The organism is Bacillus sp. SRB_8, assembly GCF_003264205.1.
Lineage (GTDB): Bacteria > Bacillota > Bacilli > Bacillales > Bacillaceae_G > Bacillus_A > Bacillus_A mycoides.
Genome location: NZ_NADT01000017.1, coordinates 82,722 through 108,217 on the forward strand (window position 1 = coordinate 82,722; position 25,496 = coordinate 108,217).

Annotated in this window: 27 protein-coding genes and 1 other annotated feature; of the genes, 6 read left to right on the forward strand and 21 right to left on the reverse strand. The window is 37.0% G+C overall.

What is annotated here, in order from left to right; translation table 11 throughout:
- Positions 1 to 16: 16 nt before the first annotated feature.
- The 9 genes from B5P40_RS09580 to B5P40_RS09620 all read right to left on the reverse strand — a co-directional run bounded on the left by B5P40_RS09580 (position 17) and on the right by B5P40_RS09620 (position 9,864).
- Positions 17 to 1,030, reverse strand: a complete 1,014-nt coding sequence (locus tag B5P40_RS09580) for a PTS sugar transporter subunit IIC (RefSeq protein ID WP_002089394.1) — start codon at positions 1,028 to 1,030, stop codon at positions 17 to 19.
- A 22-nt stretch (positions 1,031 to 1,052) separates the two neighbouring features.
- Positions 1,053 to 2,003 carry an L-lactate dehydrogenase gene (locus B5P40_RS09585; RefSeq protein ID WP_002034621.1) on the reverse strand — a complete coding sequence of 317 codons (951 nt, stop codon included), beginning with the start codon at positions 2,001 to 2,003 and terminating at the stop codon, positions 1,053 to 1,055.
- A gap of 247 nt (positions 2,004 to 2,250) precedes the next feature.
- Entirely contained in the window at positions 2,251 to 2,499 is a 249-nt protein-coding gene (locus B5P40_RS09590; protein ID WP_002034620.1) for a spore coat protein, read from the reverse strand.
- 13 nt (positions 2,500 to 2,512) lie between these two features.
- Positions 2,513 to 2,698, reverse strand: coding sequence for a hypothetical protein (locus B5P40_RS09595; RefSeq protein WP_002112687.1), 186 nt, complete (start codon positions 2,696 to 2,698; stop codon positions 2,513 to 2,515).
- A 244-nt stretch (positions 2,699 to 2,942) separates the two neighbouring features.
- Positions 2,943 to 3,500, reverse strand: a complete 558-nt coding sequence (locus B5P40_RS09600) for a TetR/AcrR family transcriptional regulator (protein ID WP_002192353.1) — start codon at positions 3,498 to 3,500, stop codon at positions 2,943 to 2,945.
- 3 nt (positions 3,501 to 3,503) lie between these two features.
- Entirely contained in the window at positions 3,504 to 4,226 is a 723-nt protein-coding gene (locus B5P40_RS09605; protein ID WP_002192352.1) for an MBL fold metallo-hydrolase, read from the reverse strand.
- A 138-nt stretch (positions 4,227 to 4,364) separates the two neighbouring features.
- Positions 4,365 to 6,149: an acyl-CoA dehydrogenase family protein gene (locus B5P40_RS09610; RefSeq protein WP_181462941.1), complete on the reverse strand. Its 1,785-nt coding sequence runs from the start codon at positions 6,147 to 6,149 to the stop codon at positions 4,365 to 4,367.
- A 139-nt stretch (positions 6,150 to 6,288) separates the two neighbouring features.
- Entirely contained in the window at positions 6,289 to 7,461 is a 1,173-nt protein-coding gene (locus B5P40_RS09615) for an acetyl-CoA C-acetyltransferase (RefSeq protein WP_113709198.1), read from the reverse strand.
- Between the two features lie 21 nt (positions 7,462 to 7,482).
- The gene (locus B5P40_RS09620; RefSeq protein WP_002191102.1) at positions 7,483 to 9,864 is read right to left on the reverse strand and encodes a 3-hydroxyacyl-CoA dehydrogenase/enoyl-CoA hydratase family protein; all 2,382 of its coding nucleotides are present in this window, start codon (positions 9,862 to 9,864) and stop codon (positions 7,483 to 7,485) included.
- Between the two features lie 237 nt (positions 9,865 to 10,101).
- Here B5P40_RS09620 and B5P40_RS09625 point away from each other — a divergent pair, with 237 nt between their 5' ends.
- Together B5P40_RS09625 and B5P40_RS09630 are read left to right on the forward strand one after the other, a co-directional pair.
- On the forward strand, positions 10,102 to 10,248 hold the full coding sequence (locus B5P40_RS09625) for a YuzL family protein (protein WP_002034611.1): 147 nt from the start codon (positions 10,102 to 10,104) through the stop codon (positions 10,246 to 10,248).
- 97 nt (positions 10,249 to 10,345) lie between these two features.
- Entirely contained in the window at positions 10,346 to 11,185 is an 840-nt protein-coding gene (locus B5P40_RS09630) for a D-alanyl-D-alanine carboxypeptidase family protein (RefSeq protein ID WP_002143652.1), read from the forward strand.
- Between the two features lie 22 nt (positions 11,186 to 11,207).
- Here B5P40_RS09630 and B5P40_RS09635 read toward each other — a convergent pair whose 3' ends face one another.
- The 4 genes from B5P40_RS09635 to B5P40_RS09650 all read right to left on the reverse strand — a co-directional run bounded on the left by B5P40_RS09635 (position 11,208) and on the right by B5P40_RS09650 (position 15,110).
- Positions 11,208 to 12,125 carry a proline dehydrogenase family protein gene (locus B5P40_RS09635; protein ID WP_002015957.1) on the reverse strand — a complete coding sequence of 306 codons (918 nt, stop codon included), beginning with the start codon at positions 12,123 to 12,125 and terminating at the stop codon, positions 11,208 to 11,210.
- Positions 12,126 to 12,435: 310 nt separating this feature from the next.
- Positions 12,436 to 12,681 carry a YusU family protein gene (locus tag B5P40_RS09640; RefSeq protein WP_001290599.1) on the reverse strand — a complete coding sequence of 82 codons (246 nt, stop codon included), beginning with the start codon at positions 12,679 to 12,681 and terminating at the stop codon, positions 12,436 to 12,438.
- A gap of 48 nt (positions 12,682 to 12,729) precedes the next feature.
- The gene (locus tag B5P40_RS09645) at positions 12,730 to 13,032 is read right to left on the reverse strand and encodes an MTH1187 family thiamine-binding protein (protein WP_001018862.1); all 303 of its coding nucleotides are present in this window, start codon (positions 13,030 to 13,032) and stop codon (positions 12,730 to 12,732) included.
- Positions 13,033 to 13,109: 77 nt separating this feature from the next.
- Entirely contained in the window at positions 13,110 to 15,110 is a 2,001-nt protein-coding gene (locus tag B5P40_RS09650) for a methyl-accepting chemotaxis protein (RefSeq protein ID WP_113709199.1), read from the reverse strand.
- A gap of 208 nt (positions 15,111 to 15,318) precedes the next feature.
- On the opposite strand from B5P40_RS09650, the gene B5P40_RS09655 reads away from it, so the two are divergent.
- Positions 15,319 to 16,077: a TrmB family transcriptional regulator gene (locus B5P40_RS09655; RefSeq protein ID WP_002143655.1), complete on the forward strand. Its 759-nt coding sequence runs from the start codon at positions 15,319 to 15,321 to the stop codon at positions 16,075 to 16,077.
- A 180-nt stretch (positions 16,078 to 16,257) separates the two neighbouring features.
- Here B5P40_RS09655 and B5P40_RS32745 read toward each other — a convergent pair whose 3' ends face one another.
- The 3 genes from B5P40_RS32745 to B5P40_RS09670 all read right to left on the reverse strand — a co-directional run bounded on the left by B5P40_RS32745 (position 16,258) and on the right by B5P40_RS09670 (position 19,117).
- Positions 16,258 to 16,431, reverse strand: a complete 174-nt coding sequence (locus tag B5P40_RS32745; protein ID WP_002034605.1) for a hypothetical protein — start codon at positions 16,429 to 16,431, stop codon at positions 16,258 to 16,260.
- Positions 16,432 to 16,508: 77 nt separating this feature from the next.
- Entirely contained in the window at positions 16,509 to 17,804 is a 1,296-nt protein-coding gene (locus tag B5P40_RS09665) for an MFS transporter (protein ID WP_113709200.1), read from the reverse strand.
- Positions 17,804 to 19,117 (reverse strand): APC family permease, encoded by a 1,314-nt coding sequence (locus B5P40_RS09670; protein ID WP_002143658.1) that lies wholly within the window; start codon positions 19,115 to 19,117, stop codon positions 17,804 to 17,806. Before B5P40_RS09670 ends, B5P40_RS09665 begins: the two co-directional genes overlap by 1 nt.
- A 65-nt stretch (positions 19,118 to 19,182) precedes the next feature.
- Positions 19,183 to 19,419: a binding site (T-box leader), on the reverse strand.
- A 165-nt stretch (positions 19,420 to 19,584) separates the two neighbouring features.
- Between B5P40_RS09670 and B5P40_RS09675 the strand changes: the two genes are divergently transcribed.
- Positions 19,585 to 19,812 (forward strand): hypothetical protein, encoded by a 228-nt coding sequence (locus B5P40_RS09675; protein WP_002015964.1) that lies wholly within the window; start codon positions 19,585 to 19,587, stop codon positions 19,810 to 19,812.
- A 90-nt stretch (positions 19,813 to 19,902) separates the two neighbouring features.
- Here the strand turns inward: B5P40_RS09675 and B5P40_RS09680 are convergent, their stop codons facing one another.
- From B5P40_RS09680 to B5P40_RS09690, 3 genes are all read right to left on the reverse strand, one after another.
- Positions 19,903 to 20,868, reverse strand: coding sequence for a hypothetical protein (locus tag B5P40_RS09680; RefSeq protein WP_113709201.1), 966 nt, complete (start codon positions 20,866 to 20,868; stop codon positions 19,903 to 19,905).
- A 130-nt stretch (positions 20,869 to 20,998) separates the two neighbouring features.
- Complete coding sequence (gene yidC, locus B5P40_RS09685) at positions 20,999 to 21,781, reverse strand: membrane protein insertase YidC (protein WP_002191109.1); 783 nt, start codon at positions 21,779 to 21,781, stop codon at positions 20,999 to 21,001.
- 28 nt (positions 21,782 to 21,809) lie between these two features.
- On the reverse strand, positions 21,810 to 22,094 hold the full coding sequence (locus tag B5P40_RS09690; RefSeq protein ID WP_002015967.1) for a hypothetical protein: 285 nt from the start codon (positions 22,092 to 22,094) through the stop codon (positions 21,810 to 21,812).
- Positions 22,095 to 22,368: 274 nt separating this feature from the next.
- Between B5P40_RS09690 and B5P40_RS09695 the strand changes: the two genes are divergently transcribed.
- Both B5P40_RS09695 and B5P40_RS09700 read left to right on the forward strand, forming a co-directional pair.
- Positions 22,369 to 23,262: a YitT family protein gene (locus tag B5P40_RS09695; protein ID WP_000530031.1), complete on the forward strand. Its 894-nt coding sequence runs from the start codon at positions 22,369 to 22,371 to the stop codon at positions 23,260 to 23,262.
- Positions 23,263 to 23,602: 340 nt separating this feature from the next.
- A complete protein-coding gene (locus tag B5P40_RS09700) occupies positions 23,603 to 23,989 on the forward strand; it encodes a DUF3938 domain-containing protein (protein ID WP_002034640.1) in 387 nt (128 codons plus the stop codon).
- A gap of 225 nt (positions 23,990 to 24,214) precedes the next feature.
- Here B5P40_RS09700 and B5P40_RS09705 read toward each other — a convergent pair whose 3' ends face one another.
- Together B5P40_RS09705 and B5P40_RS09710 are read right to left on the reverse strand one after the other, a co-directional pair.
- Entirely contained in the window at positions 24,215 to 24,355 is a 141-nt protein-coding gene (locus B5P40_RS09705) for a DUF3985 family protein (RefSeq protein WP_000404757.1), read from the reverse strand.
- An 85-nt stretch (positions 24,356 to 24,440) separates the two neighbouring features.
- Positions 24,441 to 25,493 (reverse strand): site-2 protease family protein, encoded by a 1,053-nt coding sequence (locus B5P40_RS09710; RefSeq protein WP_002191111.1) that lies wholly within the window; start codon positions 25,491 to 25,493, stop codon positions 24,441 to 24,443.
- Positions 25,494 to 25,496 lie beyond the last annotated feature (3 nt).

The following is a 25,496-nucleotide window of genomic DNA, read 5'->3' on the forward strand; positions in this document are numbered from 1 at the left end:
AAAGGAGATTTTCAATTTAAGATTGCGGTACAGTCATATCACCAGAATGAATACGACCTGCTTTTTTAAGAGCAATGTACAGTATATAAGAAACAGCTACTGGAATGATGATATAAGTGATTACCATCGCTGGGACAACTTCCCACCCTTGGCTGGAAATTAAATTAATTGGTGCGATAAGAGAGCTTAATCCAAGACCTGCAATTTCTTTTCCTGCTTCCAGTTGGAAAATTAGTGCCGATACTGGGCCAACTATTGCACTGGCAACGACAGTTGGGACGAGAATCATTGGATTTTTAGTAATGTTCGGTAACTGCACTTTTGGAGTACAAAGTGCCTGGGCTAATATGCCACCTAAATTATTTTCTTTCGCTGAAATAACAGAGAATCCGATAAATTGAGCAACACATCCTGCAAGTGCTGCACCGCCTGCAACACCATCTAAGCTAAGCGCTATCGCTAACGCAGCTGATGAAGCTGGAGAGATAAGTAACAATCCCCAAACTACAGCAATCACAATAGAAGCGATAAACGGGCTACCAGCTGAACTATCTTTAATGAATGCTCCAACTGTATTTAAAACTGGGCTAATATTTTGAGCTAACCAAATACCGACTAAACCAGAACCTAATATTGCTGCAAATGGAACGAGCATCATATCTAAAGCAGTTTTTCCACTTAATCGTTTACCAATATAAACTGCTAAAGTCGCTGTTAATAATGCACCGATTGGTTCACCTGTTTTAATGATGAGACCAGCTTCAGTAATTGAAATGGAACCTGCTCCAATTGCTCCAGCTACCATTGCTGAGAAAATTACGAGTCCGTTTGCACCGAGCATAAAGGCAATCCCGGCTCCAATTGCTGGTGCCATAAGTGATTTTGCAACAACTCCGATTGTAATAAGTAATGGGATATCAACAATTCTTCCTATATTTTCGATCAGTAAACCAATTCCAAGGGATACGAAAATACCCTGTGCGATTCCGGCAGAAGCTTTAAACACACGAGACATTATATATTCCTTCATTTGTTTCACCTTCTCCTATAATTTAGTAACCAATTGTTTTCATATAATCGCGTAAAACATCGTTTGATTTTGCAAAGCGACTTTCTTCATCTTCTGATAAGTTTAGTTCTACCACTTCTCTTACACCGTCTCTAGTAATAATTGCTGGTACTCCTGTACAAATATCGTATTCGCCATATTCACCATCTAAAATAGCTGAAACAGCGATAACACGGTGATCATCATTGAAAATTGAGCGCGCAATATAAGCTAAAGAATTTCCGATTCCGTAATAAGTAGTTCCTTTGCGCTTATAAATTTCCCATCCAGCTTTTGCAGTCTTCTCAACAATTTCATCTAAATCTATTTCACCAAATTGGTCTTTTTTCTCTTCTAAAATTTGTAAAATCGGTTTTCCACCAACAGTTACGTGAGACCAAGCAACCATTTGAGAATCACCATGTTCTCCTAATGAATACCCATGAATACTACGAGGGTCTACATGTAACATTTCAGATAAAATTGTTCTTAAGCGAGAAGAATCTAGTGATGTACCTGTACCAATCACACGATTTCTAGGTAATCCAGATAGCTTCCACACTTGATATGTAATAATGTCAACTGGGTTCGATGCGAGTAAGAAAATGCCATCAAATCCACTTTCCATTACGCCGCCAACAACACCCTCCATAATCTTAGCGCTTGCTCCTAAAGTGTCTAAACGACTTTGTCCAGGCTTCGGCGCTGGTCCTGCTGTAATAATGACAATGTCCATATCTTTGCAGTCTTCATAACTTCCTGCATATACTTTTGTTCTTGTATTTGTAAAGTTAATGCAATGTGATAAATCCATCGCTTCTCCAACTGCACGTTCATGATTTATATCAATTAACAATAGCTCTTCGCAAATCCCTTGGTTTACAATGGAATACGCACAGCTTGATCCAACTAATCCAGTACCGATAATTGCAATTTTTCTTGTGTTTCTATTCATAGCAATCTCTCCTAATTGATCATGTAGTCTATTTCTTTCGTTCTTTACACCCCTAATTATAGAGGTTCTCACGATAGAAACCATGGATACTTTGTGAAATATCGAGCAAAGTTTTTGTCCTTTTTGTGAATTGTTATATTTAATTTTCGTCATATTTGTTACAACTGAAAAAATATTTATTATGTATTTATTGACATATACCAAACAAAAAAACGAGCGAATCCATTCGCTCGTTTTTTTCATCACACTATTCCGCACTTAATTGACTTTTCAATTGCTGCACAATCATTGGATTAGCAGGTGCTGCCGGCTTATAATAACTTTTTTGCTTTGCATATTCATACATATTACGTTGACGGGATTCATCTTGATTACGAATTTGAATTAACGTTTGATGTAACTGTTCATTATCAGACTGAGAAATATAATTTGCATAACTTGTTAAACTTGAATTTAACCCTGCTAAATAATCATTTACCATATCTTTTTCATTCATTTCTCTTTTCCCCCTATCCTAAAAAAGTCATTAATTGCTGTTTCGTATTTCGTGCATCTTGCGCATCCTTTTGTAGCATTTGTTTCAACTCTGGATCTGTACAAGCCTGTGCATACTGGTCCAATTTGTTAATAATCGTCGCATGTCCACCAATTAAATGACGTAAATTTTCTACTTCAAGCTCTGTTAAGTTTTGCATAAAATACTCCTACCTTTCTTTGTTCATTCACGATTTAGTATTTATTTCTTTTAGGATTATATGCACTAAAAAAACCTTAGAATCGCTTCTAAGGTTTCCTCTTATTCATACTCAAGCTGCAACACCTATAATTAACGAAAGAATTAAGAACACAACTACCACTTGTAATTTTGCCTCCAGCAAACCGCAGCCTACTATACAAAAAGCATGATCAGTAACAAATTCACGTTTTTTTGCTTCCTATTCAATCTCTCATTACATGTAATCCTTTAATAAACGTTTCCAATAATACATGTAAACTTGTATCTAAATCTAGCGGCAAACCAAATCCACCTTGCTGTTCAATCGACGCAAATCCATGACAAATACTTCTGAATCCACGTGTCGCATGAAGTGCATTCTCTCCTTCTAAGCCGTATTGTTGTAAAACATGAAGACAAAGCTTTACAATTCCGTCACCTGCTTTTCTTACTTCTTCATCTCGTAAAAAAGTTGCTTCATACAATCCAGAATGTTTGCGTACGAATGCTACATACGCTTCTCCTAAAGCATGAACTGCTTCATCCATACGTTTACCCTCAGCCGCTTCTTCCAGTCTGTTATGCAGCTGTTTTATTCCGTACATACCGAGATTTTTCCGTACATCTTGTAAACCTTTCACATGATTATATAGCGAGGGTGAACGTACCCCTAATGTTTGCGCTAATGAAGCTAACGTTACTTCTTGTATTCCATTTGTATCTGCAATCTCTGCCGCTGTTTCTACAATTTTCTGTAATGTAAGTCCGATTCTCGGTGACATAAATTAACCTTCTTTCCTACTTTCTATATTCCGCTTAGCTTCCTTAATAGCAAGTTTTATGACAGTGCCTGGATCCTTTATCATTTTCCCATGTCCTGCCGCAAGTAAGGAAGGCTCATATTCGCTTAGCTTCTCTGCACTTTGTAATGATATTTCTTTGCTCCACGTTGCCATTGCAGGAAACGGAAACCAAAATTTCATTTGCCCCGAAACAGCCATACCCCCTCTTGTTTGGAAGGCATCCCCGACAATAAGAGCTTTATTTCGTACATCAAGAAGCGACATGGATCCTGGCGTATGTCCCGGTGTCATAATCGCAAGAAGCGATCCAACTCGGTCGCCATCTTCCAATAAAACATCAGGTACCGTTTTTACCTTTTTAGGTACACCGCCTTTTATCGGTATATTTGGTTCATTCTTTTGTAACGACGTATCTCCTTCTAACAGCTTTGCGTCCCGCTTAGAAATATAGACTGGAACATTAGGAAGTACTTCCTTTAATGCGTCTAATGCACCAATATGATCATCATGCGCATGTGTTAATACAATCTTAGTAATGGGTTTCCCTATTTTCTCAGCCGCCTGTAAAATTCCTTTTGCGCTATATGGCAAAGCCGCATCAATTAAAGTTAAACCATCTTCTTCCTCGACAAAGTAACAATTCACAGGAAACACTCTTGGCAAAAATGACAATTGATATACCGTTTTTTCATGTATCACTCTCATATTTCCAGCTCCCTTTTCACGAAAACTAATACCATTAGTTTTATTATACTAATGGTATTAGTTTTTTGTCACTAAAAATTTCATTTTTACAAAAAAAAGAAAAGTAGCCGTTTATACGACTACTTTTCTTTACAGCTATTAAACTGTATAACGCTCATCTTCTAAAATTTTTGCAGCAATTTCACGCTTCTTCGGAATTACGTTAAGTGGTGTGTGGCGAGTTAATTTACGTAATGATGATAACATCATGCGCAGCATGTCGCCATTTTCAACTGCGATAAGTGTTTCTTTCGCATCTGCTTCGATTTCGTTGAATGCTTCTTGGCAGAATACTTCAGTGTATAACACTTTTTGTTTATTCTTTTCAAGACCAGTTGTTTTAATTGCTTTTTCTGTACGAAGAAGAGCTGATTCCATTGCGTAAAGATTGCTTACGATGTCAGCGATATTCACAAGAATTTCTTGCTCTTTATCTAATGCTTTACCGTATTTTTGAGCTGCTAATCCAGCTACCATTAAACCGATTTTCTTCGCGTTCTTTACTAAATATTTTTGAAGTGCTAATGGCTTATCGCCTACTTCTTCTGGCATCATCATCATTAACTCTTCTTGTAATTTTTGTGCTTTTTGTAGTAATGGTAATTCACCTTTCATCGCTTTACGTAAGAACGTACCTGGTACGATTAGGCGGTTAATTTCGTTCGTTCCTTCGAAAATACGGTTAATACGAGAATCGCGGTACATTCTTTCAATCTCGTACTCTGCCATAAATCCGTAACCACCGTGAATTTGAACACCTTCATCTACTGTATAATCTAACACTTCAGAACCGAATACTTTATTTAAAGAGCACTCGATTGCATATTCAGCGATAGAAGCTGCTACTGCTTTACCGTCTTTTACTTCTTCTTCAGATAATGTGCTCATGCGACTTTCGAATAAACCTACTGTACGATATACAGAGCTTTCAGCTGCATATGTTTTCGCTGCCATATTCGCAAGTTTCTCTTGAATTAATGGGAAGCGAGCGATTGGTTGTTTGAATTGTTGACGTTGATTTGCATATTGTGCTGAAATTTCTACTGCACGTTTCGCAGATCCAACTGTACCAACACCTAATTTATAACGACCGATATTTAAAATGTTGAACGCGATAATATGGCCTTTACCGATTTCACCAAGTAGGTTTTCTTTCGGTACTAACGCATCTTCTAAAATTAACGTACGAGTTGAAGAACATTTAATACCCATTTTCTTCTCTTCAGGGCTTGTAGATACACCAGCATAGTCTTTCTCTACGATAAATGCTGAGAAGTGCTCACCGTCTATTTTTGCATATACGATAAATACGTCAGCAAATGCAGAGTTTGTAATCCATTGTTTTTCACCATTTAATACGTAATGCGTACCTTCTGCATTTAAACGTGCAGTTGTTTTTGCACCTAATGCGTCAGATCCTGAACCTGGCTCAGTTAATGCGTATGCCGCTAATTTTTCACCAGTTGCAAGTAGTGGTAAATATTTTTTCTTTTGCTCTTCGTTACCGAATAATACGATTGGTAACGATCCGATACCAACGTGAGCACCGTGAGTGATTGCAAAACCACCAGCGCGCGAGAATTTCTCTGCGATTAACGCTGAGCTTACTTTATCAAGACCAATTCCGCCGTACTCTTCTGGTACGTCAGCGCCTAGTAAACCAAGTTCACCAGCTTCTTTTAAAAGACGCACAGAACGATCAAACTCGTGTTGTTCTAAATATTCAAGCTCCGGAAGAACTTCATTTACGATAAAGTCCTCTGTCGTTTTTGCAATCATTTTATGCTCAGATGAAAAATCTTCTGGCGTAAACACTTGATCAATTGTAATTTCCTCTACTAAAAAGCTACCGCCTTTAACCGCATTTCCTACTGTTTTTTCCATAAAAATTTCCTCCTTCATATTTTCATAAGCCGCTTTTCTCATTTTGAAAGAAGCTGGCTCTCATTTTTTTATAAACCTTTGTTGCTTCCATTCTTTGCTTTAGCGCCCTCACATTCTGAGCGAGCCGCTTCCACTTTTTTTATAGTAATTCAAACACTCCCGCTGCTCCCATTCCGCCGCCGATACACATTGTTACGATACCGAATTGTTGGTTGCGACGTTTCATTTCGTGAATAAGAGATAGTGTTAGTTTTGCTCCTGTACAGCCAAGTGGATGTCCAAGTGCGATTGCACCGCCGTTTACGTTTACTTTTTCTTCATCTAGACCAAGTTCACGAATAACTTGGATAGATTGAGAAGCGAATGCTTCATTTAGTTCAAATAGACCGATATCAGATAGCAATAAACCAGCTAATTTTAACGCTTTCGGAATTGCAGCAATTGGGCCGATTCCCATTACTTCTGGTGGTACTCCAGCTACTGCGAATGAACGGAATTTTGCAAGTGGCTTCATGCCATCGCTCACTGCTTTTTCACGATCCATTAATAGTACAGATGCTGCACCGTCACTCATTTGTGAAGAGTTACCAGCCGTTACAGAACCGCGAACGTTAAATGCTGGACGTAATTTACCTAAAATGTCTAGCGTCGTCTCTGCTCTTACACCTTCGTCTTGTGCGAAAATGATTGTTTCTTCTTGCAGTTTGTTGTTTGATCCAACCGAGCGTAACGTCACATCTACAGATACTGTTTCATCCGCAAAGTTCCCTGCAGCTAATGCTTTCGCAGCACGTTGATGACTTCTTACTGCAAATGCATCTTGTTCTTCACGAGAAATTCCATATTTCACAGCAACTTGCTCTGCTGTATGCCCCATACCCATATAATATTCTGGTGCTGCTTCTACAAGGCGACTATTCGGACGAACAACGTGTCCCATCATTGGAACTAAACTCATTGATTCCGCTCCGCCTGATAATACAGCTTCAGAGTGACCAAGCATAATGCGCTCTGCTCCGTAAGCGATACTTTGTAAACCTGAAGAACAGTAACGGTTAATTGTAATAGCTGGAACATCGTAAGAAAGTCCTGCTAGCCCGCCGATATTACGAGCCATATTTAAACCTTGCTCTGCTTCTGGCATCGCACAACCGAAAATTAAATCATCGATTGGTCCTTCATAATTCGCACGCTTTAACGTTTCTTTTACTACTAACGCCCCTAGATCGTCAGGACGAACTGTTTTTAATGAACCCCTCTTTGCTTTTCCAATTGGTGTTCTTGCTCCCGCAACAATGACAGCTTCTCTCATGAACGATATCTCCCCTCGTTATTAGTTACGTAATGGTTTTCCTTTTACAAGCATGTGCTGCATTCTTGCTTGTGATTTCATCTCACTTACTAAGCTAATAAATGCTTCACGTTCTACATCTAATAAATACTGCTCATCAACTTCTGTTCCGTACGGCACTTTTCCGCCCGCAATGACATATGCCAGTTTCTTCGCAATGTGCAGATCATGTTCAGAAATGTAACCTGATAAATGCATTGCCTCTGCACCAAGTACAAGCGCTGCATATCCTGTCTCACCAACAACTGGTATCTTTTTGCGGATAGGTGCTTTATAACCTGCTTCATATAAAGAAAGTGCTTTTTGTTTCGCATCATATAGTAAGTGATCACCATTCACACTAATACCGTCTTTATCGCCTAAGAAGTTGTTCGATACAGCTTCTTGTGCTGATGTAGAAACTTTCGCCATCGCTACAGATTCGAATACTTTATTCGCAACTTTTTGTAAGTCAAATTCTACACCGTTTGCCATTTTGTTTAAGTGTTTAATGTATAACTCTTTGTTACCGCCTCCGCCAGGGATTAAGCCAACACCTACTTCTACTAAGCCCATATATGTTTCGCTAGAAGCTTGAATGCTCGCTGCTGGTAAACAAACTTCTGTACCGCCGCCAAGCGTCATACCATATGGCGCCGCTACAACTGGCTTAGAGGAGTACTTAATTTTCGTCATTGCATCTTGGAAGTTTTTCACAACCCACTCAATTTCAAAGTAGTTGTCATCTTGTGCTTCCATTAAGATCATTGCAAGGTTCGCACCAACGCAGAAGTTCTTCGATTGGTTTCCGATAACAAGACCTTTATAATTTTTCTCTACTTCATCAACAGCGTAGTTAATCATTTGCGTAATATCCATACCGATTGCATTGCTCTTCGAATGGAATTCTAAGCAAAGGATACCATCGCCTAAATCAATTAAGCTCGCTCCGCTATTTTTCTTTAACACACCGTTTTTCTCTTTTAACTGCTTAAGAGAAATTGCTTTTTTGTTACGTTCGATTAGCTTATATTCACCATTGTCGTAATAGTAGCTATCGCCGTTATCATGTTTATAGAAAGTAGTGAAACCTTTCTCTACCATTTCTTTCACCCAAGTAGGAACAACTGCGCCGTTTTCTTCCATCTTTTGAACAGACTTTTCAACGCCGATTGCATCCCAAATTTCGAATGGTCCTTGCTCCCATCCGAAGCCCCATTTCATCGCTTGGTCAATTGCAACGATATCGTCAGCAATTTCTTTATGAAGTTTTGCAGAGTATAAAAGAGTTGGTGTAATGATGTTCCATAACAACTCTCCTGCGCGGTCTTTCGCGTATACAAGCGCTTTCAATTTATTCGCTAATCCTTTTTCTTGCTTACTTAACTCGATAGATGCAGCTTTTAATTTTTTACGCGCTCCATATTCCATCGTTTCTGGATTTAATTCTAAAATTTCTTTTCCTTGTTTTAAGAAGAATCCTTGACCTGTTTTGCTTCCAAGCCACTTTTTATCAAGCATGTCATGCATAAAAGCAGGTACTTTAAATACATCACGCTCTTCTTCTTGTACATTTTCATATACGTTATTTGCAACGTGTACAAATGTATCTAAACCAACAACATCTAATGTACGGAACGTTGCGCTCTTCGGACGACCAATTAATGGACCTGTTACAGAGTCAACTTCTCCAATGCTATAGCCACGCTTAATCATTTCTTGAAGCGTTACAAGCAATCCATACGTACCGATGCGGTTTCCAATAAAGTTTGGTGTGTCTTTTGCGATAACAACGCCTTTTCCAAGAACGTCTTCGCCAAATAGTTTCATGAAGCTTAATACTTGTGGATCAGTTTCTTTCGTCGGTATTACCTCTAGAAGTTTTAAATATCGTGGTGGGTTAAAAAAGTGTGTTCCTAAGAAGTGTTTCTGGAAGTCGTCTGAACGACCCTCTGCCATTTTTTCAACGGAAATGCCTGATGTATTTGAGCTCACAATTGAGCCTGGTTTACGAACAGCATCTACTTTTTCAAATAGTTTCTTCTTTATATCTAAGTTTTCAACTACTACTTCAATAATCCAATCTACATCAGCTAGACGCTCAAGATCATCTTCTAAGTTACCTGCTTCAATCAGTGCTAAATTTCCTTTCACTGTCAGAGGAGCTGGTTTTTGCTTTAATAGTTTTTGCACAGCCGTATTACTAAAACGATTTCTCACACTTTTATGTTCTAATGTAAGTCCCTTCGCCTCTTCTTCTTTCGTAAGCGCAGGTGGTACAATATCAAGCAATAATGTCGGAATACCAATATTAGCTAAGTGTGCCGCAATCCCTGAACCCATTACGCCTGAACCTAGAACAGCAGCCTTTTTAATTTGGAACATCCATTTCTCCCCCTATTCTTGAATGAATGCTCATTCAATTTTTCGACATAAGTCGCAATCAATGAGTGAGCCTCTACTAATAAATATATGATACAGTTTGAATTTTCGCAATATATTTATTGATAAAATTTTCTGAAATAAATATATTTCTTTCATTTGGCTATGCTATACATGTGTATTTTCTTCATCAAAATGCACTTTTCCTTTTTATAATCTGACGAAACTGGAGGAATATATATGGCAAAACTTAAGAAGAACCCTTCAAAAGCTGGAATTAGCGCAGCAAGTGTAACTGGAAATGCAGGTCCGCATAATCACGGTGTTGAAAAAGGGCGTCAAAGTAATAACCAACAATATAAGAAGCATAATATGGGCGAAAAATAACGCTATATTTTTGGGCAGAGGACGTGGCATAATGATTAATGGCTGCTTTTTCTGCCCAATTTATTTGTACATATGGAAAACAAAAGAGGGAACGACGATGAAACGAACAATAATTATGATTGTAATGATTGCCACACTATTTACAGGGATGATTTTCTTCTCTTATGCACAAAGGCAACAAGTTGTAAGAGCAGATCAGCCTAACATTACTGGGCAATACGGGATTACAATCGATGCAGACACAGGTGAAATTTTGTATGGAAAACGGGAAGATGAACGCTCTTATCCGGCTAGTATAGGGAAAATGATGACTACCTTACTCTTACTAGAAAATGTGAAAGAAGATGAAGAAATTACGGTTACAGAGAATGCGATTAAAACGGAAAGTCAAAGTAAGAAGATTAAGCTTCGCGCGGGTGAAAAATTAAAACGTGATGAGGCATTAAAACTTATGCTTATTATTAGTGCAGACCCAATCGCTGAGTCAATTGCAGAACATATCGCAGGATCAAAAAATGAGTTTGTGAAAATGATGAACGCTAGGGCGAAGGAACTTGGGACAAAACATGCGACTTTCAAAAACGCAAGCGGTGCTGATGCACTTGGAAATAAAGTATCACCATATGACATTGCTATTATTACGAAAGAAGCCTTGAAGTATCCGATCGTTTTAGAATATATGAATTCAATACATACAACACTACATACTTCAGAGCGTTCTCCGAAAATCGCAAACTATGGACGGGAAGAACTATATGATGATTCATATGCGATTGGAAGTAAAAGCGGTTTATCAGCACTCGGAAAATACACAGTCGTAACAGTTGATGAAAAAGACGGTAAACGCGTCATTAACGTCGTGTTATCTTCTACTCGTACGCAGCTATATCCTGATACAAAGAAAATGGCGCACTACGCATTTCAGCAATTAAAATAACCAAGGAGTATTTTCTCCTTGGTTATTTTTTGATCATACCTTTTAATACGAACGCAACGTTTGCTGGACGTTCTGCTAGACGGCGCATGAAATAGCCATACCAGTCGTTTCCATAAGGCACGTAAACGCGCATTTTGTAACCTTCTTTTACTAGCTCAAGTTGACGCTCTGTACGAATACCAAATAACATTTGGAATTCAAATTGATCCCTTGGAATGTTGTGTTCTTCCGCAAGTTTTTTCGTATATTCAATAATCGCTTCGTCATGCGAAGCAATTGCAGTGTAATTTCCATTTAATAAGTGCATTTTAATAATTTTTTTATAATTGTCATCTACATCTTTCTTTTCCGGGAACGCTACTTCTTCAGGTTCTTTATAGGCCCCTTTTACAAGACGTAAATTAGGATTATAAGCGTTTAAATCTTCAATATCTTTTTCTGTACGATATAAATAAGCTTGAATAACAGTACCAATATTATCGTATTCAGATTTTAATTGTTTAAAGATATCAATTGTTTTTCCGCAGCGCGTATAGTCTTCCATATCAATTGTAATAAACACACCATTTTCTTTTGCAGCTTCTAAAATACGGCGCATATTGTTCATTACGATTTCGTCAGAAATATCTAATCCCATAGAAGTCATTTTTAAAGAAAGCTGTGAATTAAGACCTTCTCTTCCAATTGCACGAATCGCTTCAATCGATTCGCTAGCCATTTCATTTGCTTCCGCTTCGTTATCAACGAATTCACCTAAATAATCGATTGTTACACAAAGACCTTGCTTATTTAATGCTTTAATTGCAGCTGTCGCTAATTCAATCGTTTCCCCTGCGACGAAGCGACCTGCACCAAAGCGTAAACCGTACTTTTTAGCCAGTTTTGTTAGCGCTTTATTTTTAGATAAGAAAAGAAACGAATTTCGCATTAATTGTTCCATGTAATTCACCCCTACGACTATAATTTATCTGTTTTTTACCCCTCTTCAAAATTATATCACTGTTTAAAATTATTTGATACAAATAATTATTTAGATAATTTATAAAATACTATCAAAACATTTAAAACTCTATATTCTCGTTTATAAATATAAAGAAAATATTTTTCGACATTCAGAAAAAACGGGTTTACTAGGGAAAAAATGAGCATGCCGAAAATATTCGACATGCTCACAAAACCATTTATATTTCATGTAAATTATATAAGGATATTAATAACAAAAACTTGAGGTAACATTATCTCAAGCCTTCTTACTTCTCATTTCGCTTCTCATCATTCAGCTTTTTAATATTCGTAATTAACTGTACCATCTCTTCTTTTGCATCTGGATACGTCTCATTCCAATGTTTCACTAAAGCTGGCATCGTCTTAGCCATATAAGAATAAAGTGCCCATTTCTGTACCTGCTCTTTTCGCTCTTCGTTGCTCTCTCCAAGTAATAGTTCCGTGTATTTCTCTAGCAAGCCATCAAACTGCTCATTAAACTTTTCACTCATCTTATTTTCCTCCTATATGAAAAAAGCAGCGAAGATCGCTGCTTTTTCTTATAATTTTGATCGAACAGAGTTTAATTTCTTCTCCATCGTACTTACTTTATCACGGCGATCATCGATACGAATTGTTGTCGCAACGCGCTGTGCACCTTTCGTGTATGGAACTTCATGCATTTGTTGAATGACTTCTAAAATGACAGGAAGATCTCCTTCAATTACTGTATTCATCGGTGTTAATTGATACTTCACGCGATCAGCATTTTTCTCTAGTACCTTTTGTACTTCTGCTACATATTCACTAACACTTGGATTACCTGTTCCTACTGGAATAATCGATACATCAACAATTGCCATAATAATCTTCCTCCTATTACTGCTTCTTATATATCCATTGTCTATTTTACCGAAATTCTCATCATTTTACTAATACGTTACTCTTCTACTTTAAACTGCTCAACCAATCTTTCTAAGTCCTGCATATTCTCTGTCAAACTTTCCATCGTATGAGCTACTTTTTCTAAATGATTCACTTGTGACTCAGTTGCTGCATTTACCTCTTCAGAAACAGCTGCACTCTCTTGACTCGTGCTAGCAATTGTTTGCATAACTTCTGTAATTTCTTCTTGCTCGTGACCTATGTTATTTACCTCTTCTACAATTTTTTCAACTGAGGTACTAATAGTATTTACAACTGACATAATTGTGCGGAATTCTGTCTCCGCCTCTGTCGTAACTTTATTTTGTATATCCGCAATGTCTTTCAATTTACTTACAACTTCTACAACTCGTTTTACTTCTAACTGCACATCGCTAATCATTATTGTAATCTCACCCGTTGCCTCTTTTGATTGTTCAGCTAATTTCCGAACCTCTTCAGCAACAACAGCAAAGCCCTTACCTTGCTCACCTGCACGTGCTGCTTCAATTGAAGCGTTTAAAACCAGTAAATTCGTTTGATCCGAAAGACCTTTTATAAGTTCTACCACATTTTGAATCGATCCAACCCTTTGCTCTAACTTACCGGACGCTTCTTCCGTATGAACAACGATAGAAGATGATTGTTCTCTTGTACGAACTAAATTACGCATCGTATTTAATCCTTGCTTAGATGCCTCTTCAGCTTTGCCAGCCACTCCTTTTATTTCACCAACGGAGTTATTCATTTGTTCCACTGACTGCGCCATATTCTCGAGCTGTTCTGAAACTTCATCTACACTATTAGCAAGAGTAGACGCGCCTCCGCTCACATCATCCATTGCACCTGATACTTCTCTACTAGCTGCTACAGTTTCATTCGTTAAATAATGCAGATTGTGAGTCGATTTCTGTACTGTCGATACACTATTTTTAATTTTACTTACCATTTCATTCATTTGCTCAACCATATCATTAAAGTGAGTCGTAAGCATACCAACCTCATCTTTACTTGTCACCTTCATTTGTAGTGTTAAATCACCTTCCGCTACTTTTTGAACGTGATTTGTTAATAGTTGTAATGGTCTTGCTAATCTTCTTGAGAATAAATATGATGCTACTATTCCAACTAATAAACTAATACACGCCATTATAATAACTGTATTTCTCGTACTACTTAACAATCCATCAATCGTTTGTTTCGGATAAAAGATTCCTATCTTCCATTTCATCGCATCAAATGACTGACTATAAACAACTACATCTTCACCTTTTAATGTAGTGACATCATATTTTGTTACCTCTTTATTTAAACTCTTCATAAGTGGCTCTTTAGAAACATCTTTCCCTACTTTTTCTGGATAAACAAGAGCCATATTTTTATCATTTATAATAAACATTTCTCCGTCATTATTGTATTGAATATTGTGAAGCAATTTCTGAATTGTTCCGAGCGATACATCCATCGCAACAACGCCTAATACAGATCCATCTTGAGCTGTAATTGCTTTAGAAACCCCTACACTTAACTTTCCTGTCGCAATTTCATAAGAAGGTTGTCCCCAATGAACCCTTTTCACATCAGCCTCTGAATCTTTATACCACGTTCTTGTCGTTGGATCATATCCTTCTGGCACTTGCCCACCTTCAGCAAGATTGGCACTTAATGTTTTTTTATCTTTCGTACCAATATATAAATCTAAAATACCGGGATGATTCTTTTTATACTCTGCAAACTCTTTCGTTAAAAACGCTTCCTCTTCTGGAGTAACCCCATCTTGAATCATATTACGAATCATCTCACTGTTCGCATAATACCCCATATCTTCATCAGTTCTTTGAACAAATGTCGTAAGTTGCTCTGTCACAAGGTCCATCGTATTTTGAGAATACTGGTCTAAGGAACGCACTTCCTTTTCTTTCTGTAATTGATACATAGCTGTACCTAATATTACGAACATCATAGAAATAAGTACCGAAAATACTACTGTAATTTTTAAACGTAAACTTCTCAACATCTTCCCTCAAGCATCCCCTTCTCGATGAAATTTAATCATACTAATCACTATATTAAGTATAATGGATAAATCAGAAAGCTCAATCTATATAGTTTAAAAACTTGAAATTTATTCTCATTTCAATCAACTTACTTGTTATCTCAACACTTGTGTAAAAACAAATAGTTCATTATCCTTAACATATAATCTCATTCGTTCGGAGGGAACTATGCTACAAAAATTCGGTTTCTCACAATATGAAAGCCAAGCTTATGAAGTTGTCGTATCAAGCAATGACCCATTAGATGCAACAACTATCGTTAAACATTCAGGTGTTCCAAAAGCAAAAATATACGAAGTGTTAGCACGACTCATTGATAAAGGGATGGTAATGGATTCTGTTTCTGAAAAGAAAAAATTGTATACAGCATTACCACTCAAGCTAGCAATTGAAAAGTTAACGACAGAATTCCAATCTAATATTAAAGAACTTGAAAATAATATTTCTAAAAAATCATTTACAGATGACCGCGTTTGGAGTTTAAAAATGCAGTCTTCTATTAAAGTACAAAGTAGGCAACTTGTAGAAGATGCGAAAGAATCCATACGCATCTCCGCATGGAACGATACCCTTTTAGAATATCTTCCTTTACTAGAACAAAAAGCAAAACAAGGCGTCCAAGTCGAGTCCCTCATAGTTGGAAAAGTGGAAACTGACTTAGAAAACATGCATTTTTTAATCCCAGCTCAAGAACCTAACGCATTAGAGCGTTATTTACTACTCATCGTTGACGATAGTGAAATTTTATTTGCTGGTGTAGAGCAAGAATCATGGCAAGCGATGAAAACAATGTCACAACCTTTCGTGAAGTTCTTTACGGAGTTCTTCTATCATGACGTTGCACTTGCGAAGATTACAGAGAAGCACCATGATCTCTTTATGCAGGATGAGGAAATTAAGGAATTGTTGATGAAGTTGAGATATTAACAAATCCCAAAATCGATTCTACCATTTGAATAGATAATATAATTTTTTATACAAAAAAAGCTGTACCAAACGGAGTTTTACATACTCATTTGGTACAGCTCTTTTTTACGCTTTCGCTAATTCAATTTTATTTAGTTGGTTTTTCGGATGGTTTTGATTTGTAAATACAGAGCGTTCATTTTACGATTTTTTTTGCTCCTTTATCTCCATCAAAAGCTCAATAATCTTCTCATTTTGCTCTACTTGTTTCTCAGAATTTTGATAGATGAAACGAATCCATCTAAATACAAAAATAATAAGAAATAATGGGACTAAAGAAATTAGAAAACCAATAATTGAAAAATTAGACTCCATATACTATCACCTCGCTATATACTCCCTTCTCCATTTCTCTACTAACCCCTGCAATGTTTTACACAAAAAAGAACCTATCAAATGATAGATTCTTCTTTCGTAAGCTGATTCGAGCGTCCTCTCGTAATAGAGAAAACCGCACAAAGCAGTGCCAATATAATGAAAACGCCGCCTACCCAAGCGTTATATACAACAGATGATTTCTCAATAACAACTCCGCCCACTGTTGAGCCAAGTGCAATTCCTAAATGAAGTGCAGAGTTATTTAAACCTTGCTGAATACCAGCTGATTCTGGCGCAATTTCAATTAAATAGTTTTGCTGTGCTGGCGAAATTGCCCAGCTCAGCATACTCCAAAGCCCCATCATAATAATGAAAAGCGGGAATGAGAATGTCATCATCGGCAACATAAAGATTGCACATGCAAATACGATAATGATGGAAATAATACTTTTCTTCGATCCCCATTTATCAGCAAGCAAGCCGCCAAGGCCACCTCCAAGTACCGCTGCAATTCCGAAAATGAAGTAAAACACACTAATCCAATTTGCTTCAACATGCATCACATCTTTTAAAAACGGTGTTAAATATGCGTATAGCGTTAAATGACCTGTTAAAAATAAAAATGATGTTAACTGTGCGCTTACAATTTTTTTATCCTTTAACGTAGCAATTTGTTCTCTTATTGATAATACCGATGTCGCTGGTACTTTCGTTAAGAACAACGAAATACAAGCAATCGCCATAACCGTTAATATTGAAATTAATACAAATGGTGCACGCCATCCATATGCATTTCCGAGCACAAGACCGAGCGGTACTCCAAGTACGAGTGATCCACTAATACCCATAAAAATGATTCCAATTGCACGCGCACGAAAATGCGGCTCTACTACACTAGAAGCAAGTGTAACCGATAGTGCAATAATAAGCGATCCACTCGCTGCACAAATTACTCTCGAGAACATTAACATCCCGTAATTCACACTAAATGCCGAAATGATATTTCCAATTAAGAAAATTGATAATGCCACAACATACAATTTCTTTCTTTCAAACTTGCCTGTTAATGCTAATAAAACTGGCCCTGATAGAGCGAATACTACTGAAAATATTGTAATAAGCTGACCAGCTGCACTAATCGACACACCTAAATCATTGGCAACTAAATCAAGCGTTCCTCCTATAATTAGCTCAACCGTTCCGACTACGAAAGCCGCAATAGCTAAAATATATACACGAAAATTCAAGTCTTCTCCCACACTTTCTCTTTTGGTTACTACCATTATAGTAACCAAAAGAGAAAGTGGACGCAAGTACAATTTTTTTACAGCGAAAAAAGCAGGCGTATTATACGCCTGCCCTTCAATCATTAAACTCCAGTTTCTTTCTTCTTATTTAAGTACCAATACACCGGAAGTCCAGTAAATACCATTCCAATTGATAAGAAACAACTTACCGGATCGTTAATAATCGCACTTCCAAGTACAAACAATGACCCTAAAATCGCAACGATTGGTACAATCGGGAATAACGGTACACTATATGCACGCTCTTTATCCTTGTTACGTCTTCGTAAAATGAAGACACCAATAAACGTCATTACGTAGAAAATATAAATAATGAATACGGAAATCTCAGATAGCTTATTCGGATCACTAATAAGCATTAAAATAATTCCTAAAATGATTTCAACAGTAATCGCATTTGCTGGTGTTTTAAATCTCGAATTTTCTTTTGCAATAAACTTAGAAAACGGAAGGTGTCCACGCTCTGCCATCGACATCGGAATACGTGGGAACGTTAAAATCTTTCCATTTAAACAACCGAAAATAGAAATGATAATACCGATACTAATAATTTTCCCGCCATATTCTCCAAGTAACATACCCGCAGCTGTCGCTGTTGCATTTTCTCCAAGGTCTACAATTTTCGCTGCTGGTAATACATTTAATAACGCTAAGTTAATTAACACGTAAGCAGCTGTTACAATTAAAATCCCAACTGTCATTGCCTTCGGTAATAACTTTGTTGGGTTCTTCATTTCTCCGCCAATAGAAGCAAGCAAAATCCAGCCATCATAGGCAAATAAAGTTGCTAAAATTGCCATCCCGATACTTTGATTTTCTGATATCGGTACAACTACGTTGAAGATATCACTATTCCCTTTCCAAAACCCTAGCACAACAATTAATATAATTGGAATCATCTTCCCAACTGTCGTAACCGTTTGGACGATGCCCCCATATTTTGTTCCCAAACTATTTATAACGCCTAGGAACACAACTGTTCCAATTGCGATTGGTAAATTCCAGACTTTATCTAAATAGAAAAAATTGATCATTAAAGAACTAAAATACAAACCTAACGTTCCAATAATAGCTGGTCCATAAACAATTGTTTGCATCCAGCCAGATAAATACCCCCAAAAACTTCCGTAAATCTCCTCTAAATACGTATACAACCCACCATTTTTCGGAATTTGCGCTCCAATTTCGGCTACTGTTAAACCACTTGCTAACGTCAACAGACCACCAATTACCCAAGCAAGAATAGCCATATTAGAACTCCCTGAGTAATCTAATACGCTCCCTGGTTTCATAAACACACCAGACCCAATAATAGTTCCTACTACGATAGAAAGTGCTACTGTTAAACCAATTTTGTTTTTCTCATCATGATGCATGCTGCGTATCCTCCTTCCAATTCTAGTGTGATGCAAAAATGAAATAAAAAAACACTCCTCCCTAAAAAAGGGACGAGTGTTGTATTCGTGGTTCCACCCTTGTTTCAATTAGTAAAGTGACACACTTCACCAATTTCTCAAGTCTAAATAACGGTTTTTGCCGGCATGCAATTACTAGATATCCGTTCACTGCTGCAGTTCAGAGGTGGTAATCGATTTTCCCGTATTAGGAAGCTCACAGCCAAAGGCCTCCCTCTCTGATAATCGTAAAAAACTGATCATATCCTCATCATCACTTCTTGATGTCGAATTTTGTAGTTGTTTCCCATTATATTGAATTGTTATAAAAAATCAATATATTTTTTATATAACATAAGAAACATTTCTCTTCTTATATTATAACAGAAGTTCCGACACTTCTCTAATTCCCTAAAAATGGTACAATCCATGTAGGAGGTGTACTAATAATGATTGCTATTTTTTGTATCATCGCTACGGTTCTTTCTTTTATATTCGCTATCATGTATCGATATAAGTATCCTGGTTATAGCATTTTAGCGGTAGCTATTATACCAGCTGCTTCCTTCTACGTATTAGGTAAATACCAATATACTGAAGTGTTTATCGGTTTTGCAATCTTCTACTGCATCTTTGGATACATACTAACAATGAAAAGAATTTCAATGAATCATTAAAAGGGACCGATTTCTGCTTACAGAAATCGGTCCTCGCATTTGTCGTATGTACCTTTCGGTTGCCCACACGAAAGATACTACATAGTTCAATTATTTATCATCTTTTTTCATAAAAAATTTATGATTTGGAAGATCCACATTTAAATCTGCTAATTGTTTCTTTTCCTTTTCTAGAATCGCTTTCGCTTTTTCTTTTGTCACCTCATCTAAGTTTGCAAAGATGTCTTCATGCTTCCCTTTCTCTGGAAGATTCACACCTAGTTTTGTCAATTCTTCTTTCGCTTGCTCGCGAGTTAATTTCCCGGACTTTTCTTGCTCAAAAATAGACTTCGCTTTTTCTTTTGTCGCCTCATCTAGATTCGCGAACATATCACCGTGCTTCCCTTTCTCTGGGAATTTCACACCTAGTTCTTTCAACTTCGCTTTCGCTTGCTCACGAGTTAGTGTTCCAGACTTTTCTTGCTTCAAAATTGCTTCCGCTTTTTCTTTTGTCGCCTCATCTAAATCCGCGAACATGTCACCGTGCTTCCCTTTCTCTGGAAGCGTTACGCCTAATTCTTTCAATTTCTCTTTCACTTGCTCATGCGTTAATGCTCCGGACTTTTCTTGCTCAAAAATGGACTTCGCTTTTTCTTGTGTCGCCTCATCTAAATTCGCGAATATATCTTTGTGCTTACCTTTCTCTGGGAATTTCACGCCTAGCTTTGTTAATTCCTCATTTGCTTGTTCGCGAGTTAATTTCCCGGATTTTTCTTGCTCTAGAATCGACTTCGCTTTTTCTTTTGTCGCCTCATCTAAGTCCGCAAGCATGTCTTTGCGTTTCTCCTTCTCTGGAAGTTTCACACCTAGTTCCTCTAATTGTTTCTTTGTATCGTCCATAATTGTTTTTACTTTTTGTTTTGTCGCTTCATCTAAATTCTTCTTCGCAGTTCCTTTTGTAACTTGCTCGGCCGCTGGAGTATTCGTTGCCGCAAACGCTGGTATGCAAGCTCCTCCTATAATTCCAAATGATAAAGCACCTGCAATTGCTACATACCCAACTGTTTTCTTCTTCATAGGAAATTTCCTCCTTCATATTTCTAAAGCATGTACACTTTCGTATACAATGCCAATAGTAATGTTGGTTTCTTAAAATTTCCTTAACGATTTAAATAAAAAAACACCGCTCATCACGAGCGGCGTTTTTCTAAGCTTTTTGTAATTGTAATTCTTCACGTTCCATTATTTTTCTTAATACAATTGTTTGTGTCATTGTAAATAAGTTACCTGTAATCCAATACAGCACCAGTCCTGATGGCGCCGCAAATCCCATAAATAGAATCATTGCAGGCATCATAATTTGCTGTATTTTCAGCATTTGAACTTGTTCTCCAGGCGTTACATTTGATTGGAACACCTTCATTTGAATAAATGTTGTTAACGCTGCGATAATCGGTAATATATGATATGGATCTGCATGTCCTAGGTTCACCCATAAAAATGAAGATGTACGAATCTCTTCAGTTCGGCTAATCGCATAATACAAAGCAGAGAAAATCGGCATTTGTATAAAGATTGGCCAGCACCCAGCTAACGGATTCCAACCGCCTGATTTCATTAGTTCTGACATTTCTTTTTGATACTGCTTTTGTTTTTCAAGATCTTTACCCACATCACCGTATTTCTGTTTCAGCTTCTGTAATTCAGGTTGCATTTTTTTCATTTTCGCTTGGCTACGATATTGCGAAACAGCTAATGGAATCATTGCTGAACGAATAACGAGCGTCATGATAATGATGGCAATCCCGAAGCTAGCTCCAGGTATATGATGAGCAACAAATTGAATCATAAATGAGATTGGATATACGAAATAATGGTTCCAAATTCCCGTACTATGTGAATCAATTGTGCCTGCATTACTGCAGCCAGATAAAACAAAAACAAGTAATAATGATAAACTAATGAGCCTAGCTCGGTATGATTTTAACATGTTCATTCCTCCAATGTTTCGTAATTAATTAGCGAAACATTGGTGTATACGGACCTACCTCGTCACTCTCTCCACTCGATTCTTGTCTGCGGACAGAACGAATCATTCCATATTTATAAAAAATAGAAAATAGCGGTACATTTCTTGTACCCTCTTCACACGTATCTACTAGTTTAAAAGCTCTCTGTCTACCGCTCGATGCTTGCTGACGCACAAAGCGAGAAACGTTAGCAAGAAAAAAGACTTCTAATACACAAAGCGCTGTCGTTACAAACGATATATATAGAATTGCATCCTGCAATAAAAATTCCATCGCTTCACATCCTTAATAAAGTCATTTTAGCATATTCAGCAAACATTCTCTATTTCCTTTTGTTCTCAAAAGTTTTTTTGCATATTTTCTCAAAAAATTATGCTAGAAAACCAATGTATTCGCTTTCTTTAGTATATTCACACGTATCTTTGAATAGGTTTAATTTGTTAGAAATTTATAAAATTTTTGCATTATAATAAAACTATTGCCAGTTTTTGAAAAAAGCTTTATTCTCTTCTTGTAATCAAAAATGAATATGGAGATGAAACATACTATGGGTCAACTAGGAGACGCCGATTACGTTCCCGACACCGCCTTTTTATCCTTCCCAGCAGCTAAAACATTTCATTTAGAATTCATCATACAGTTAGTTGTTATTTTTATAGCTTCTATTTTGTATGCAATTTCTATGAATATGTTTTTTATCCCGCATAATATGATTAGCGGTGGGTTCGCTGGTGTAGGGATGATTATCGGTTATTTAATGCACTACAATATCGGAGCACTTATCTTTTTACTAAACATTCCGCTTCTTATTTTAAGTCACTTTTACTTAGGAAAGAAGACAACCTTTTTAACGGCATACTTTGTGGCTGTATCATCTTTAGCGATGAACATTATCCCAGTACACCAAGTTTCAGATGATATTTTGCTGTCTTCTGTATTCGGTGGTGTCATCTGCGGTGCTGCCTCAGGAATCATATTCCGATTTGCTTCTTCAACAGGTGGTTTTGATGTTGTTGGATTGATTGTAGCGAAACATCGCGATGTTTCAATTGGAGCAATCATCTTTGGATTCAACTTAATCTTACTTGTTGCAGCAGGATTTATTTTCGGATGGGATATTACGCTTTATACGTTAATTAGTCGGTTTGTAGTCAGCAAAGTAATTGATGCTGTGCATACAAAACATATTAAATTAACGATAATGACAATTACAGAAAAAGGTGAGGAAATAAAAAGCTCACTATTACATCACGGCATACGTGGCGTAACAATGGTAGATGCTGTCGGCGGCTATACAAACCATAAGAAAAAAATGATTTACACTGTCGTAACTCGCTACGAGTTGGGCGAAATGAAACGTATTATCCGCCAAGTGGATAATAAAGCATTTATGAACATTACTGAAACAGTTGAAATTGTCGGCCGTTTCAAACGTATATAAAAAAGCGCAAGGAACTACAATTCCTTGCGTTTTTTATTTTTTACACTTATTACAAAATCAGATAATTCTATTATTGTATCACTAAATATGTTATAATAAAACTAGACTTACAAAAAAGAGTATATAGACTTGGAAGTTTCTCTTATTTTTATAAGCAAAAAGAAACGAGCAGTCGGGTATATTTCAGACACCATACACGTAACGGTTTAAAAAAACCGATCACCTTAGTTATTCTTCACTGATCTTTTTATAAAAGATACGTACAACTAAAATTCACTTCAATATACTATACCTACCTTTTTGACTTCCAAATCATCTTATTACATAAGGAGATGAACATATGAATCAATATATACGATACACACTAGCTGTCCTATTTGCGATCGTCGGCGGCGTGATCTGTTTCTGGACAAACACAGAGCTTGGAGAGAATATCATTTTTAATGGAATCGAAACCCTTGTAAGCGCTTCAATTTTAGGCGGATACATTTTCTTCCTCTTCAATCCAGAAGAAAATGCTCAAAAAACAATGTTATTAACAATGATCGGAATCGTTGGTGGATGTATTTCCTACTCAATGACAAACTATACATTACCACTTCAATTAAGCTCAGCTTTCTTCCACGGTCTATGGACTTGGTTTATCGCATTCTGCCTAGCAGATGTATTCAATCTATTACAGGACACTGAAGAAGAAAATGGTCGTCAAATTGAAAGTAACTCGTAAGCTGGAAGATATTCTTCCAGCTTTTTTGTTTACTGTTCTTTCCTGTTCATACCCCATCACCAAAATAAAAAGAAGTTACCTCCACGGTAACTTCTTTCCCATATACCCCACTTAGTATTCAATTAAATATATCAACGATTTTTAAAATATATCGATCGTTTCTCCACTTATATCAGCGATTTTTTCATTATATCGACGGTTCGACACTCAAAACGCACAACATGCCTATCCCCCAAGTAACTTACTGCCGAACTCAACGATTAAAAAGATAATTAATAGGATCGCGAGTATCTTTAATGCTACATACGCCACTTTAAAAACAGCATAAATGAGCAAGACTATCAAAATAATCGATAAAATTTCCATATGTATCTCCTCCAATCTCTTTTATTCTACCTGTACTTCATTTTTTATGAAATCGAATAAGATGACATATAAAAAAGAGGATACCTCACCCATCGTAAGATACCCTCGCCTGTAGCTGCTCAAACCATTCTCTCTCTACTTGTAAATATCCCATTCCACTCTTCTCAGCACTCTCCAATTCTTTATCAGCTTTCTTCATATAAATGCGGGAAGCTTCCATATCGTCCTCCAAATATTTAATAATTCCTTGTGTACGGTAATATCCGTTTAAATCCATTTTGGTAATGGCCTTTGCATGTTCCTTTGCTTCTTGCAGAGAAAGGCTATCCATCTGATAAAGAGCTTTATATAAAAGATACCAACTATGAAAACTACCAACGAAAAATTTATTTTCCTTCGTTACAGATAGCTGAACAATTTGTTCTATATACGGTATCGCTCTTTCCATTCCCTTTTGATCAGCTCGGGCATAAAAGACGAGCATAAGTCCGCTCATTATCTCTCTTATACTTTTATCCTCTTTTAATTTTTCCTCACTAAGTTCTACTAATCTCTCATCCCAATCTTTCGGTCTTTTATAACTAAATAACTCACTCGATATTTGAATCGTATATAAATGTTGCTTAGCTTTTTTATCATCTTTAATTAAAATGAGAAATTGCATGCCATCACTCAGAAGCGTTCCTTTTATCGGCACGATTGTAACTGCAAAAATCACAAAGTGGAAAACGGAAAAATATAAAAGATATTGATAATAGCTCACCATGTATATGTAACCTGAAGTAATACCGAATAATAAACTCATAATTGGTCCGCCTAAAGTCATCCACGCCCATTTCTTTGAAAGGTTCGGTGTCTCTATAGAAGACGGTGCTAACATCACCACGCCACCAAAGTACGCCCATAATTTATTTTCTCGAATGCGTAATTTCCCCTTTTCTTTTTGAACAGTGATAGGTCCTACTGTCATAAATTTAAAATTCAAACCACCTATCAAACCAAATACTACGTGCCCTAGCTCATGAATGGCTAACACTAATAATACAATTCCAAATACTGCCGATATATTCAACATTACTTCTAATTTCCCAGTTCGAATTACTCCGTATAAAATGGACAGAACTAGCGCCGCCGTCATGGA